This window comes from Aeromonas sp. R3-1 (genome assembly GCF_040908345.1).
Lineage (GTDB): Bacteria > Pseudomonadota > Gammaproteobacteria > Enterobacterales > Aeromonadaceae > Aeromonas > Aeromonas veronii.
This window is the reverse complement of sequence record NZ_JBFODN010000070.1, coordinates 1-14300: the sequence shown is the minus strand read 5'-3', so window position 1 is coordinate 14300 and position 14300 is coordinate 1. Positions and strand designations below refer to the sequence as shown.

The window sequence follows — 14300 nt, the reverse complement described above, 5'->3', positions numbered from 1 at the left end:
GTGGCTTTGTCCAGCAGGGCGTAGAGGCCAAGCAGGGAGGGGATCACCAGCGGCCAGTAGCCGAAGGGGGAGAAGGCCAGCACGGCGATGGCACCAGAGGCCAACGCACTGAGGCTTAACAGAATTTTGGAAGTAACAGGGGATAATCTCACGGGCGATGGTGCTCGTCTTGGTGTGCAACTGGGGTCGAATGGCCGGTATCTTAACCTGTAAGCGGGACAACGGCGAGCCTCGATGCCGGTGGCAGAGAGCACAACGCCCCGAGGTCGGGGCGTTGTTTCACACATCGAGCAGAGCTGCCTATTGCGGCTCGGATTGCGCCGCCGCGTGGTGTTCGGGGATCTTCACCTGCAGTTGCTGCAGACGGCGCCGGTCGGCGTGCATCACCTTGAACAGGTAGCCATCCAGCTCGATCTCCTCGCCCTTCTTGGGCAGGTGGCTGAATGCGTGCATCACCAGACCACCCACAGTATCCACCTCTTCATCGCTGAATTTGGTGCCGAAGAAGTCGTTGAAATCCTCGATCTCGGTCAGGGCACTGATGGAGAAGACCCGCTTGCTGAGGCGGCGGATTTCGTCCGGCTCATCCTCGATGTCGTCAAACTCGTCGTCGATCTCGCCAACGATCAGTTCCAGTATGTCTTCGATGGTCACCAGACCGGAGACGCCACCAAATTCGTCGACCACGATGGCCATGTGGTAGCGCTCTTCACGGAACTCCTTGAGCAGACGGTCAACCCGTTTGCTTTCCGGCACGATCACCGTGGGGCGCAAGATTTTCTCGAGATGCAGCGGCTCGCTGGCGTGATGGCCGCCAAACCCGAAGGGGAGCAGGTCCTTGGCGAGCAGAATGCCCTCCACATGATCCTTGTCCTCGTTGATCACCGGGAAGCGGGAGTGGCCGGACTCGATGATCACCGGCAGGATTGCATCCACCGGCTGGGACTTCTCGATGGTCACCATCTGGGAGCGGGGGATCATGATATCGCGCACGCGAAGATCAGCGATCTCCAGCACCCCCTCGATCATGTCCTTGGTGTCCTGATCGATGAGGTCGCGCTCTTCGGCATCGGCTATCACGTCTACCAAATCATTGCGGTCTTTTGGCTCGCCCTGGAAGAGTTGGCTGAGTTTGTCGAGCCAGGTTTTCTTCGGCGAGCCGGTACTAGGGTGATCGTCGGTCATTTTCTCTCTTGGTTACTCGTATGAACACACTTGAAATAGTTCGGGTTATATAAGGATGGCCATCTGCTGTTTCAAGACGATGACCATCCGGTTCTTTACTCTTCGTCGTTCAGATAAGGATCGGCAAAACCGAGCTCCTGCATGATGTCGCGCTCAAGCGCTTCCATCTCTTCGGCTTCCTCATCCTCGATATGGTCATAACCTAGCAGATGCAGACTGCCGTGCACAACCATGTGGGCCCAGTGGGCCATCAGGGGCTTGTTCTGCTCCTCGGCCTCGCGCTCTACCACCTGACGGCAGATCACCAGATCGCCGAGCAGCGGCAGCTCCAGACCGGGCGGCGCCTCGAACGGGAAGGAGAGCACGTTGGTGGGCTTGTCCTTGCCGCGATAGGTGAGGTTGAGCTCGTTGCTCTCCGCCTCATCGACGATACGCACCGTCACTTCAGCCTCCTGCTGGAAGCCGAGAATGGTGCCGTCGAGCCAGCCTTGCAGCTGGGCTTCGGTGGGCAGGCCGTCAGTGCTGGCACTGGCCAGTTGCAGATCCAGGGTTACGCTCATTGCTCACTCTCTTTGCTGGCGTTTGTTTGGCCGGCTACCTTCTCGGCTGCCTGTTTGGCATCGAATGCCTCGTAAGCCTGCACGATACGGGCCACCACCGGGTGGCGCACCACGTCTTTGGACTCGAAGAAGTTGAACGACAGACCATCGACCCCTTGCAGCACTTCCAGAGCATGGCGCAGGCCGGATTTGGCGTTGCGCGGCAGGTCGACCTGGGTGATGTCGCCGGTGACCACGGCCTTGGAGTTGAAGCCGATGCGGGTCAGGAACATCTTCATCTGCTCGGTGGTGGTGTTCTGGGCCTCATCGAGAATGATAAAGGCGTCATTGAGGGTTCTTCCGCGCATATAGGCGAGCGGCGCCACCTCGATGATGTTGCGCTCCATCAGCTTCTCGACCCGCTCAAAGCCCAGCATCTCGAACAGGGCGTCGTAGAGCGGGCGCAGGTAAGGATCCACCTTCTGGGATAGATCCCCGGGCAGGAAGCCGAGCTTCTCCCCCGCTTCCACCGCCGGGCGAGTCAGCAAAATGCGGCGAATTTCCTGACGCTCCAGCGCATCCACCGCCGCCGCGACCGCCAGATAGGTCTTGCCGGTACCGGCCGGGCCGATGCCGAAGCAGATGTCGTGGCGCACGATATTGGCGATGTACTGGGCCTGATTTGGGCTGCGTGGTTTGATGAGACCGCGCTTGGTCTTGACCGTCACCTCCTTGCCATAGGGGATGCTAGGCGCCGGTTCGTCATCCTGCTCCAGCACCCGCGACTCCTGAATGGCCAGATGGACCATGTCGGGAGTGATATCGGTCACCTTGCCACCCTTGAGGGGCTGGGTTTCCACATAGAGGTGCTTGAGGATGACGGCGGCGGCATCCAGCTGGGCCGGTTTGCCCACCAGCTGGAAGTGGCTGTCACGGTAGCTGATCTCGACGCCGAGGCGGCGCTCCAGCTGCTTGATGTTGTCATCGAAGGGGCCGCACAGGCTGGCAAGGCGCTGGTTGTCGGCGGGCTCCAGATGCAGATTCAGGGTCGAGATGTGTCGGCTCAAAATATCCTCGTCTCAAGGCGCTCCCCATCCGCCGGGCGAATGGGGAGGAGGGGATTAATGGGGTGTGAAAGCGGCCACGCCCAGCTCGTCCGGTACGTTATCCGGGCGACGGGCCAGGATTTCGCTCGGTGCGGTGGCGATCCGCAGGTTCATCTCGCTCTCGCCGCGGATGAACTTGCCGCGCAGGGAGTTGGGACGCACCTCGGTGATCTCCACGTCGGCAAAGCCGCCGATCAGGGTGTGCTGGCCTTCGAAGTTGACCACCCGGTTGTTCTCGGTGCGACCACACAGCTGCATCGGATCGAGCTTGGATGGCCCTTCCACCAGGATGCGCTGGGTGGTGCCCAGCATGGCGCGGCCAATCTGCATCGCCTGGTTGTTGATGACGTGCTGCAGGCGGGCCAGACGGGCTTTCTTCACTTCCATGTCGACATCGTCGGGCATGTCGGCGGCCGGGGTGCCCGGGCGCGGGCTGAAGATGAAGCTGAAGCTCATGTCGAAACCCACATCCTCGATCAGCTTCATGGTGGCCTCGAAATCCTCATCGGTTTCGTTCGGGAAGCCAACGATGAAATCGGAGCTGATGGTGATGTCGGGACGGGCGGCACGCAGGCGACGGATCTTGGATTTGTACTCCAGGATGGTGTGCGGGCGCTTCATCATGGTCAGGATACGGTCGGAGCCGCTCTGCACCGGCAGGTGCAGGAAGCTGACCACTTCCGGGGTGTCTTTGTAGACTTCGATGATGTCGTCGGTGAACTCGATGGGGTGGCTGGTGGTGTAGCGAATGCGATCGATACCGTCGATAGCGGCCACCAGACGCAGCAGCTCGGCGAAGGTGCAGATGCCGCCATCAAAGGTCGGACCGCGGTAGGCGTTGACGTTCTGGCCGAGCAGGTTCACTTCGCGCACGCCCTGCTGGGCGAGCTGGGCGATTTCGTAGAGCACGTCGTCCAGCGGTCGGCTCACCTCTTCACCGCGGGTGTAGGGCACCACGCAGTAAGTACAGTATTTGGAGCAGCCTTCCATGATGGAGACGAACGCGGTAGCCCCTTCGGCGCGCGGTTCGGGTAGGCTGTCGAATTTTTCGATCTCGGGGAAGGCGATATCAACCTGTGCACCACGGCCCTCTTGCACTTCCTTGATCATGGCGGGCAGGCGATGCAGGGTCTGCGGGCCGAACACGATATCCACATAGGGAGCGCGTTGGCGAATCGCATCGCCCTCCTGAGAGGCAACGCAGCCACCCACGCCGATCACCAGACCGGGCTTGTTGGCCTTGAGCTTTTTCCAGCGTCCCAGCTGGTGGAACACCTTCTCCTGCGCCTTTTCGCGGATGGAGCAGGTATTCAGCAGCAAGACATCTGCCTCTTCGGGCTCTTCGGTAAGGGTGTAGCCATTGCTGGCATCCAACAGGTCGGCCATTTTGGACGAGTCATACTCGTTCATCTGGCAACCCCAGGTTTTAATGTGAAGTTTCTTGCTCATTGCTTCTCTTGACTTGTTTTGAAATCGGCATGGTCAAAGGACCGCGCATTTTACTCCGCAATCTGGATACTGCCTAGCTAATATCCAGCTGGCAATGGTGCTCACCCGATACCTGTTGCCAGCAAGCTCAATAAGCTTTCTCCTTGATTTGACGCAGCAATTCCCCGTTTGTCTCACTGTTTATCAGCCGCCCTTGCGCTATCATGTTGCCATCCGGTTCACGTCCGGGCGCTGTCGCCGGACGCACCCTTTCAGGAATAAATGTATGGAACAGTGTGATATCGCCATCGTCGGCGCCGGCATGGTGGGCGCCGCCACAGCCTGTCTGCTGGCGGCTCAGGGCCTCTCGGTGCGGGTCATCGAGACCCAACTGCCGGAGCATTACGCGCCGGAGCAGCCGCTGGATCTGCGGGTCTCTGCCATCAGTCAGGCCTCGGTGGCGCTGCTGGAGCAGGCCGGTGCCTGGCACCATCTGCAGCAGATGCGGCTCTGCCCCTACCGCCGACTGGAGACCTGGGAGCTGGACGGTTTTGCCACCCGCTTCAATGCCGCCGATCTCGGTCTGCCCCAGCTCGGCTACATCATCGAAAACCGGTTGGTGCAGCTCGCCCTGCTCAAACGGATGGAGGATTTCCCCACCATCCAGACCCATACCCCGGCGGCGGTGACCAGCCTGCGCCAGAGTGCGGATGAAGCTGTGCTGACTCTGGACGACGGCACCGAGCTGGCGGCCCGCTGGGTGCTGGCTTGCGATGGTGCCGAATCCCACACCCGCAAGCTGGCGGGTATCGGCGTATCGCGCTTCGAGTACCGCCAGCACTGCATGCTGATCAATATCGACACCGACTTTGCGCAGGAAGATATCACCTGGCAGCAGTTCACCCCGAGCGGCCCGCGCGCCTTTCTGCCGCTGCCCGGTCAGCACGGCTCTCTGGTGTGGTATGACAGCCCGGCCCGTATCCGCGCGCTGGCGGCCATGAGCAACGAAGGGCTTGCCGCCGAAGTGCGCCGCCACTTCCCGAGTCGGCTCGGTGGATTTACCGTCACCGGCAAGGGGAGCTTCCCGCTGGTGCGCCGCCACGCCAACGACTATCACGCCGGTCGGGTGGTGCTGCTTGGCGATGCTGCCCACACCATCAACCCGCTGGCGGGGCAGGGGGTCAACCTCGGCTTCAAGGATGTGGCCTGCTGGGCTGATCTGCTGCAAGGAGCTGGCGCCGACTGGCATCAACTGGCGTTGGCCGAGCGTTACGAGCGGCGCCGTCGTCCCGACAACCTGCTGATGCAGTCGGGGATGGATCTCTTCTACGGGGTGTTCAGCAACGAGATTGGCCCCCTCAAGCTGGCCCGTAATCTGGCACTCAATCTGGCGGATAAAGCTGGCCCCTTAAAGGAAATGGCGCTGCGCTATGCACTGGGGCTGGTTTGACAGGTAGAAACCAGATAGCACGGGCTGAATGCGCGAAGGAGCAAAGGTGATGAACAAGGCACTGCTGGTGATCGATTTTATCAACGATATTGCCCATCCCGACGGGCGCATTGCCGCCTCGGCAGCCCACGTGGTGGAGCAGGATGCCATTGCGCATGCCAATCAGGCGCTGGCCCATGCCCGCGCCCACGGTTGGCTGGTAGTGCTGATCAAGGTGGGCTTTGACGGCGGCTATCAGCTGCAACCCAAGGGGTCTCCCATGTTTGGTCGGGCTCATCAGTTGGGGGCGCTCTCTTTGGCTGACAGCGGCACCGACTTTCACCCGGATCTGGATGTGCGGCCCGGTGATCTGGTGCTGACCAAGCCCAGGGTCAGCCCCTTCTATGGCACGGCGCTGGAGCCTGCGCTGCGGGCCAACCACATCGACCACCTCTATCTGTGCGGGGTGAGCACCAGCTGGGCCATTCAGGCGGCAGCGCGGGATGGTCACGATCGCGACTACGCCATCACCATTCTGGAGGATGCCTGCGCCGCCGCAGATGCCACCGAGCATCACACCTCGCTGCGGATGCTGGGCCGCATCGCCGAGATCATCAAGGTGTCCCGACTGGCTTGATCCTTAACGCAGGCTGAGCCCGATCACCGTGTTGAGATTGACTCAGCGGCTCCTTGTCGGGCCGCTGCGCTTTTGGGCAACATGATTGTCGGGCAATATAGTGCTCACATGGATAACAACAAGGATGGACAGATGCGTTATCAGGGACGGATCGCGAGCTGGAACGAGGCGCGCGGCTTTGGATTTATTACGCCGGAGCAAAATGGCGCCGAGCAGACAATCAATGGATCACGCGGTGCAGGGCTGTTTGTGCATGTTACGGCGCTGAAATCAGATGGCCGCGTGCCAGAGCCGGGGGAGCGTGTCACCTATCTGATCGGCAGTGGCCAGGATGGCAAACCGAGGGCGTTACAGGTCTTTTTCCCCGATCGCCCGCTCACGTTGGCGGATGCCGTGCCGTCGGCCGCATCATCGGCGGCGCCATCGTTTCGGGCGGCAAGTCAGCCGCCACGATCCACCTCGACCAGAGAGAGAAGTAACTCCTATCGACGTCGCAAGAGCAGCTGGAGTGGCAAATTGATCCCTCTGCTGGTGCTCGTCGGCCTCTTTTCCATCTATTCCCGTTTCTCGGCCGAGTCGATGGCGCCATTGCCGGTCTCCTCTTTCAATCAGGAGGGGGTCAGCACGCCACAGGCAACGACCTTTATTCGTCAGTGTGATGGTCGGCAGCATTGCTCCCAGATGACCTCCTGCGAGGAGGCAACCTGGTTTTTGCAACATTGTCCGAACACCAAAATGGACGGAGAGGGCGATGGCATCCCCTGCGAAAATCAGTGGTGTGGGCATTAAATGTGACTTATCAGATACATATGCTCATGATGTGCTCTTGTTATCCGGAACAGGGAAACTGGCCTGAAACCTTGCCGGATGATGTTCGATGGTGAAATTTGGTCTCAGTTGGCTAAGTGGGAACGGGGTGCTTTACTCTATCTGCTGACTTAATTGTTAATAGATGGCGGTATGCCACTTTTGCCACAGGATGGCCACCATGGCGGATGAGATACAGACGCGGCAGAGTCACTTCGCCGAGCGAGCCCATCATCTGGCTGCGCTGCTGGATTCGCTGGAAGACCAGATATCGGTGATAGATCGGGATGGCGTGATCCATTACACCAATCTCGCCTGGGATCTGTTTGCCGAGCAAAACGGCATGCCCAAGGGATATAACTGGATTGGGGTCAATTACATGGGGGCTTGTGACGCTGAATCCGAGCCCTCGGGATTGGCTGCCGTGGAGGGGATCCTCCGGGTTATCCGTCATCAGCAGGAGAAGTTCTATCTGGAATACCCCTGCCACAGCCCCGACACCCATCGCTGGTTTATGATGCGAGTCGCGCCGGTACCCGGACTTGACGCCGAGTATTTTTCCATCGCCCATATCAATATCACCGAGCGCAAGCTGCTGGAGCTGGAAGTTGCCAGCCTCTCCCAACATGATCCCTTGACCGGACTGGCCAATCGGCGGCTGTTCAACAGCTTTTTGCATAACGAGTGGCGGCGCAGCATGCGTGAACATACCCCGCTCTCCCTCATCATGCTGGATCTGGATAACTTCAAGGCGTGCAATGACCATCTTGGTCATCAGATGGGGGATGGATCCCTCCAGCTGGTGGGCCATCTTCTGCAATCCTTCTGCCAGCGTCCGGCGGATCTGCCCTGCCGTTTTGGTGGTGACGAGTTTGCCCTGATCCTCGGCAATACTGATAGAGATGCGGCCCAGCGGATTGGAGAGGAGATCCGCCAGGCCATCAACGATCTCGACATCGTGGTGGCAAATAATATTCAGCTTAGCGCCAGCATTGGCATTGCCACCTACACGGCTGAGCAACTGCTGGAGGGAGAAGGGGCGTTGCTGGCCGCGGCCGATGCGGCGCTTTATTGCGCCAAGGGGGCGGGTAAAAACCGTAGCCACTGCGCCAGCTGTTGAGCCGCATTGCCGCTTTTGTCCTGCATGCGCCCCCTTGATGGGGGAGCACTGTTTTGACGTGGCACGATGTTAGCTACCAGCGAGCGTTGGTTTCAGCGCTCGGGCGTGGCCGACATCGGCAGGGGATGGCTGGCGATCACCTGCCTGACGAAGTGATCCCGGATGGGGTCGGCAAAGTCCGGATTCCATACCATGCTGACCTCCCACTCGGAGCTGGGACCAGAGAGAGGATAGAGGGTGACATCGGGCCCTGCGATAAAGCTGACGCTGCGTGGCAGGATGGCGTTGCCGATGCCCGCCGCAACCAACGCCACCAGCGTCTGGATATCTTCGGCCTCTTGGACCATGCCGGTCAGCCGATTGGCGCCGAGAAAACCGGCGATCTGCTGGCTGAGCCCGGGGCAGCGGTGGCCCACCATCTGCAACAGGGGTTGACTGGTCAGTGCCTGCTGGACGTCGAATGCGGCCGGGTCTGGTTCGGTCATTCGTGTCGGCACCGCCAGCACCAGCCGGTCGATCAGCAACCTGTGCTCGCGCAACTGCGGCAGCTCGGGGCGGCGCATAAAGCCAAGCTGGAGCTGGCCGGAGAGCAGCTGCTCCTGCTGGATCGCGGAGGGCATATCCTGCAGATGGACCATCACGTCCGGGACCTGCTGCTTGAAGCGGGCGACCAGCGAGGGTGCAAGCGCAAAGCTCGACAGGCCAAACCCAATCTTGAGCCGACCGGCCACGCCACTCGCCACCGCCAGCGCGTGACGTTCAAACTCCCTGCCGTGTTTGACCAGTGCGCTTGCCTGAGTGAGCAGCTGGGCGCCGAGCGCCGTCAGCTCGGCGCCGTGGCGGCCCCGTTTGAACAGGGTGCAGCCCAGCGTCTGCTCCAGCCCCTGGATCTGCTTGGTGAGGGCCGGCTGGGTGATAAAGAGGCGGCTGGCCGCTTCCCGGTAGTTGGCGGTGTCGGCCAGCGTCACAAACGCCTGCAGTTGCCTCAAGTCGAATTTCATTCCAATTTGTTATCCAAAGTGGCGATTTATTGATTATAAATTATCTAATCGCCTTGTTCTAATGGCTCGGCAAGGGGGGAATCGTCCTCCTCTGAACCGGAACAAGGAGCCATATCATGTCCACTCAACGTTATCTTTTTTTGATCAAGGGCAAGCTGGTGCTGGCTCAGCCGTTGGCGGCCCCGGAGACGGGGGAGCTGCTCGCCAGCCTGTTGCAACAGGGGTTTGTGGTCGGCCCGCTGCAGGTGTGGGCAGGCAGCGCCGAACAGGCGCTCGCCTGTTATGAACGTGCCGCCCAGCAGCAGGCTTTTGCCGATGCGCAGCAGGGGGCTGAGCCTGAGCTGGCGGGAGTATCGGCATGATTACCGACATGAACACGATCACCCTGTCGGTATCCGCCCTGCTGCTCGATATGGATGGCACCCTGGTCTGCTCGATAGGCGATGTGGAGAAGGTGTGGCGGCTCTGGTGTCAGCATCATCAGCTTGCCCCCGAGCCGGTACTGGCGATGTGCCACGGTATGCGCTCACGTGAGGTGATCCGGGCGTTGGCCCCGCAGCTGGATGTGGAGCTGGAAGCGGCGCGGCTCGACGAGCTGGAGATGCTGCATACCGGCGGAGACGCCATCGCTGGGGCTGGCGAGTTGCTGCACTGTTTGCCGCCAGAGCTTTGGGCCATCGTGACCTCCGCCAGTGAGCGGGTTGCCCGCCATCGCCTGAGTTGTGCCGGTTTGCCGCTGCCCCACGTACTGGTGGGGGCCGAAGAGGTGGTCAATGGCAAACCCGATCCCGAGCCCTATCTGCTGGGGGCTGAACGGCTTGGCGTCTCGCCCGCTCGTTGCTTGGTGTTCGAGGATGCCCCGGCCGGTATCGAGAGTGCCCTGCGTGCAGGTTGCACCGTGGTGCAGGTAGGGGGCGATGCGCCGCTCAATCCGGCGGTGGTGGCGGTGATCTGCGACTGGTGCGAGGTGAAGGTGGAGTCGGGGGAGGCGTCCCTGCTGGTGACGCTGCCCACCTGAGCGGTGGATAGAGCGCGTTATGACCGCAGATTGCGGTATGAACCATCGCCATCAACACTGTATGCCGCAATAAAAACGCCCCCGAGATGCGGGGGCGTTTTGCTTTCTCAACGGTTATTTGAAAACACGGAAACGGGTAGCGTCGTCGATAAAGGTCTTGTCGCCGGCCGGTTGCTTGATGCTGCCAAAGGGCATCTGGGCACGCAGCAGCCAGCTGGCGGGCAGGTTCCACTCCTTGCGTACCGCCTCGTCGATCAGCGGGTTGTAGTGCTGCAGGGAGGCACCGACTTTCTCCTGCGCCAGCGTTGTCCAGACCGCAAACTGGGCGATGCCGGTGGCATGTTCCGACCAGATGGGGAAGTTGTCTGCGTAGAGGGCGAATTTTTGCTGCAGATCCTTGATGACGTCGGTGTCTTCGAAGAACAGCACGGTACCAAAGCCTGCGCGAAAGCTGCCATCTACCTTGGCCTCACTCTGGGCGTAGGCTTCCGGCGGCACAATCTTTTTCAGCTCGGCTTTGACGATATCCCACAGCTTGTGATGCTGGGCGCCAAACAGGATGACGGCACGGGAGCTCTGGGAGTTGAAGGAGGAGGGGCTGTGCCTGATGGCATCCTGGATCAGGGCCGTCAGCTGCTCCGGTGTATGGGACACCTGGTCGCCCAGGGCATAGATGGTACGACGTGCTTTGATCTGTTCGATAAACGGACTGCTCATAACATCTCCTTGTTCTGCTTGGCGTTGCAGCCGGTGATGGACGGTTTGTCCAGCGCCTGCCGAATCAGGTATAGACTATAACACCCGCGATGCAGAGCGGGGTTAACCCGGGGTAACTAGCGTTTTTCCTGTCAGTTGATATTCGTTTGCGAACCTTGAAGTTTCGTTAATGTTGGAAATGTCATTTAAGGGGCGCGAAAGTGATATTAATCAATGATTCACTCTCCTTTCTCTCCCACAATCCCCGTATGTTTTCTTGGTTCGGATGTGATGTGAGCCGTTCGTATCTCAATAAACGCTACTATGTGCTGGTCCCCCTCTCTGCATTGATTGGTTTGATGATCCTGATAGTGACGATCATCATGGCTATTGCCAGCTATCTGAGGGATATCGACATGACGGTATCCGGTTTCGGCCACATGGCATCCTCCGTTGAAGCGTCCCTGATCCACGAGATGGTGAAGGTCAATGAGCGGCAACTGGCAGTGCTGGAGGCTTCGCTCGACAAGGAGAAGATCGCTCGCGGCGGGCTGGCCGACTCCCCCATCTGGGCCATTGCGCACAAGATCAAACCAGGTAACCACTACATCTACTTTTACAACCTGAACGCGGATCGTATCGACAGCTACCCGGACTGGCTACCGCCCCCCGGTTATCAGGCGGCGCTGCGACCCTGGTATCAGGTGACCACCATGCCGGGCGACGAGCTCGTCTGGTTTGGCCCCTACCCTGAATACAATACCAATGAACTGATACTCAGCCTGATTAAACGGGTGCGGGACGATCAGGGGCAACTGCTGGGGCTGCTGATGGTCGACATGTCGTTCGACTCGCTGCAGCAGGCGCTACAGCGGACGGTTGGCGGCAATCAGGCCGCACTCTATCTTACCTTGCGCGACAGCGGCCAGCTGGTGGTGGGCAGCAATATGGATCTGCTGGCAGATCACCCCATCGAGCAGCATCAGGGCCAGCAGTGGCTCGGTCTGGATGTGTTGTGTCATGGCACTTTCCTTAAGCGCGAGCTGGCGGATATTGGCTGGGATCTCAATATCTATCTGCCGCCCGTGCTGTTTCGCAACAGCCTCTATGAGGCGCTGCAGATGGTGGTTTTACCATTGATCTCCCTGTTTGCCATCTGGTGTTGTACGCTGAGTCTGCTGGTGCGGATCTTCCGCCAGGAGCAGGCGCTGGTGTCGGGTTCACTGACCGGTATCGTGCGCAATCTGGAGAGTTCTCCCCCCATCACCAAGGCCAATACCTGGTTTGTGCGACGCAGCCTGAACGAGATCGATCAGGTCAGGGCCAGCTTCCTCAAGGGGCAGGATGCGCTGTTGCGGGACCCTCTGACCGGTATCATGAACCGGCGAGCCTTCGAGCAGCACAAGAGCGCGCTGGAGCTGAGGGGGGAGCGCTTCTGGCTGCTGCTGTTTGATATTGATCACTTCAAAGGACTCAATGACAGTCGGGGTCATGCCTTCGGCGATCAGGTGCTGTGTCGGGTGGCCAATTGCCTTGCTGATGTGCTGGGGGTGAGCACGGTTTACCGGATTGGTGGCGATGAGTTTGCCGCTCTGCTGCAACAGCCGCAGGATGAGTTGGCGGAGAAGCTCAATTGTCTGCTGGACGTGGTGCGACATCAACAGTGGCGTGAGCACAAGGGACAGGTCACCTTGAGTATCGGCGGCGCCTGCCATTCACCCGTTGCCGACCCCATCTTCGAGCGTGCTGATGCAGCCCTTTATCGTAGCAAGGAGGCTGGCCGGGACTGCTGGCATCTGGCGGATGAGGCTGCTGACTGACAGCTTTTGTCCCAGCGCGGCGGGTCTGTGCCGGGACACGACAACCAGATTGTGGGTCACTCTGCCGTAATAGTTTGGCTTTTTGGTGATTTTAATCTTTAAATTCAATTGCTTGATTTTACTCTTCCATTCTGGGCGGTGGCCGTGCGGCCATTGACTGTCGCATCCCTCATTTCTGCTGGCTGGCGAACCCCGTGGCGCTTTGTATAGTGCCGCTGAATATTAATCAGGTTTGACAGGAGTACCCATGGAGATGAATTCGCGTGCTCTTCGCGCACTGGCACTGCTGGGCGCCTTGCTGGCTGGCAGCACGACCGTGCACGCCTCCGAGACCCTCAATACCATTTTGGGTGGCGGCGCAGGCGGGGTGGCGGGCACCATGATCGGCAAGGAGCTGGGTGGCGATACCGGTGCGCTGGTGGGAGCGGCGTTGGGCGGTGCTGCTGGTGGGGCTGCGACGGCCAACAAGGGCAACAAGAATGAAGCGGCCCTTGGCGGCGCTGTGGGGGCGCTGGGCGGTGCCGCCATCGGCAAGAGTGTCGGCGGTGATACCGGTCAGCTGATCGGCGCCGGGGTCGGCGGGGCGAGCGGTTCGGCCATCGGTGCCAAGACCGGCGATGGTCATAAGAGCCAGGATCGCTATTACGATGATGACGACGATCATCACCATCACAAGCACCACAAGAAGTACAAAAAGCATAAAAAGCACAGATGGCATGACGACGATTGATGTGTGTGCAGTGAGTGCGGAAGATGCAAAACGGGGCCTGTTGGTCCCGTTTTGCATGGTGTGGTCACTCGATTTTGCGGTGACTCGCTCGTGCGGTTACACCAGCCGGTGCTGACGGCGACCGGCGGCAAAGGCGTTGATGTTGTCGATCAGCTGATCGGCTAGACGCTGCATCGACTCCTCGCTGGCCCAGGCCACATGGGGGGTCAGAATGAAGTGGGGGTATTGCAGCGCCTTCATCAAGGGATGGTCGGGGGGCGGGGGTTCGACGCTCGCCACATCGAAACCGGCACCACCGAGGCGACCGTTGGCCAGCGCTTGCAGCAGCGCCTCCTCATCCACCAACCCACCGCGGCCGACGTTGATCAGCAGGGCGCCCGGTTTCATCAGATCCAGCTCCCGCTCGCCAATCAGGTTGCGGGTGTAGGGGGTGAGCGGGCAGTGCAGGCTGATGACGTCCGAGCTTTGCAGCAACTCGTCGAGGGGCAAGCGATCCTCGTCGTGACTGGCGCCGACCTGGCTCTGGGCGTAACGCACTGTCATCCCCATCCCTTTGGCCCGCTCGCCGAGCGCCTGACCGAGCGTCCCTTTGCCGATGATGCCAAGCTGCTTGCCGTGCAGATCCATGATGTTGTGGTCGAAAAAGCAGAACTGGCCGCTCTGCTGCCAGCGCCCCTCCAGCAGCGACTGGCGCCAGCAGAAGAGGTTGCGCGACAGGGCCAGCATCAGCGCCATGGCGTGCTCCGGCACCGAGGGGCCCGAGTAATTGCGGATATTGCACACC

15 protein-coding genes are annotated in these 14300 nt (G+C 60.1%); 8 read left to right on the top strand and 7 right to left on the bottom strand.

Going from position 1 to position 14300, the window contains the following annotated elements; all coding sequences use genetic code 11:
* Positions 1–300: 300 nt before the first annotated feature.
* The 4 genes from corC to miaB all read right to left on the bottom strand — a co-directional run bounded on the left by corC (position 301) and on the right by miaB (position 4279).
* Positions 301–1185, bottom strand: coding sequence for a CNNM family magnesium/cobalt transport protein CorC (corC, locus tag AB5Y85_RS04140; protein ID WP_005335139.1), 885 nt, complete (start codon positions 1183–1185; stop codon positions 301–303).
* 95 nt (positions 1186–1280) lie between these two features.
* The gene (gene ybeY / locus AB5Y85_RS04135; protein ID WP_101529543.1) at positions 1281–1745 is read right to left on the bottom strand and encodes an rRNA maturation RNase YbeY; all 465 of its coding nucleotides are present in this window, start codon (positions 1743–1745) and stop codon (positions 1281–1283) included.
* Positions 1742–2791 (bottom strand): PhoH family protein, encoded by a 1050-nt coding sequence (locus AB5Y85_RS04130; RefSeq protein ID WP_005335135.1) that lies wholly within the window; start codon positions 2789–2791, stop codon positions 1742–1744. The genes ybeY and AB5Y85_RS04130 overlap by 4 nt, the downstream gene beginning before the upstream one ends.
* 54 nt (positions 2792–2845) lie before the next feature.
* Positions 2846–4279 (bottom strand): tRNA (N6-isopentenyl adenosine(37)-C2)-methylthiotransferase MiaB, encoded by a 1434-nt coding sequence (gene miaB, locus AB5Y85_RS04125; protein WP_005335132.1) that lies wholly within the window; start codon positions 4277–4279, stop codon positions 2846–2848.
* Positions 4280–4544: 265 nt separating this feature from the next.
* Here miaB and AB5Y85_RS04120 point away from each other — a divergent pair, with 265 nt between their 5' ends.
* The 4 genes from AB5Y85_RS04120 to AB5Y85_RS04105 all read left to right on the top strand — a co-directional run bounded on the left by AB5Y85_RS04120 (position 4545) and on the right by AB5Y85_RS04105 (position 8251).
* Positions 4545–5708, top strand: coding sequence for an FAD-dependent oxidoreductase (locus tag AB5Y85_RS04120; RefSeq protein ID WP_042061083.1), 1164 nt, complete (start codon positions 4545–4547; stop codon positions 5706–5708).
* A gap of 49 nt (positions 5709–5757) precedes the next feature.
* Entirely contained in the window at positions 5758–6324 is a 567-nt protein-coding gene (locus AB5Y85_RS04115) for a cysteine hydrolase family protein (RefSeq protein WP_236341925.1), read from the top strand.
* 132 nt (positions 6325–6456) lie between these two features.
* Positions 6457–7113: an excalibur calcium-binding domain-containing protein gene (locus AB5Y85_RS04110; protein WP_257687055.1), complete on the top strand. Its 657-nt coding sequence runs from the start codon at positions 6457–6459 to the stop codon at positions 7111–7113.
* A 199-nt stretch (positions 7114–7312) separates the two neighbouring features.
* Positions 7313–8251 (top strand): sensor domain-containing diguanylate cyclase, encoded by a 939-nt coding sequence (locus AB5Y85_RS04105; protein WP_257687035.1) that lies wholly within the window; start codon positions 7313–7315, stop codon positions 8249–8251.
* Between the two features lie 92 nt (positions 8252–8343).
* On the opposite strand, the gene AB5Y85_RS04100 is transcribed toward AB5Y85_RS04105, so the two are convergent.
* A complete protein-coding gene (locus AB5Y85_RS04100) occupies positions 8344–9252 on the bottom strand; it encodes a LysR family transcriptional regulator (protein WP_257687034.1) in 909 nt (302 codons plus the stop codon).
* A gap of 116 nt (positions 9253–9368) precedes the next feature.
* On the opposite strand from AB5Y85_RS04100, the gene AB5Y85_RS04095 reads away from it, so the two are divergent.
* On the top strand, positions 9369–9614 hold the full coding sequence (locus AB5Y85_RS04095; RefSeq protein ID WP_257687033.1) for a hypothetical protein: 246 nt from the start codon (positions 9369–9371) through the stop codon (positions 9612–9614).
* A gap of 8 nt (positions 9615–9622) precedes the next feature.
* Positions 9623–10270 (top strand): HAD-IA family hydrolase, encoded by a 648-nt coding sequence (locus AB5Y85_RS04090; protein WP_257687032.1) that lies wholly within the window; start codon positions 9623–9625, stop codon positions 10268–10270.
* 114 nt (positions 10271–10384) lie between these two features.
* On the opposite strand, the gene AB5Y85_RS04085 is transcribed toward AB5Y85_RS04090, so the two are convergent.
* Positions 10385–10987 carry a nitroreductase family protein gene (locus AB5Y85_RS04085; RefSeq protein WP_005348028.1) on the bottom strand — a complete coding sequence of 201 codons (603 nt, stop codon included), beginning with the start codon at positions 10985–10987 and terminating at the stop codon, positions 10385–10387.
* Between the two features lie 248 nt (positions 10988–11235).
* Here AB5Y85_RS04085 and AB5Y85_RS04080 point away from each other — a divergent pair, with 248 nt between their 5' ends.
* Both AB5Y85_RS04080 and AB5Y85_RS04075 read left to right on the top strand, forming a co-directional pair.
* Positions 11236–12786: a sensor domain-containing diguanylate cyclase gene (locus AB5Y85_RS04080; protein WP_162516197.1), complete on the top strand. Its 1551-nt coding sequence runs from the start codon at positions 11236–11238 to the stop codon at positions 12784–12786.
* 247 nt (positions 12787–13033) lie between these two features.
* A complete protein-coding gene (locus AB5Y85_RS04075) occupies positions 13034–13516 on the top strand; it encodes a YMGG-like glycine zipper-containing protein (protein WP_005354064.1) in 483 nt (160 codons plus the stop codon).
* Positions 13517–13612: 96 nt separating this feature from the next.
* On the opposite strand, the gene AB5Y85_RS04070 is transcribed toward AB5Y85_RS04075, so the two are convergent.
* Positions 13613–14300, bottom strand: a 688-nt coding sequence (locus tag AB5Y85_RS04070) for an NAD(P)-dependent oxidoreductase (protein WP_368221225.1), incomplete at its 5' end; no start/stop codon positions are given.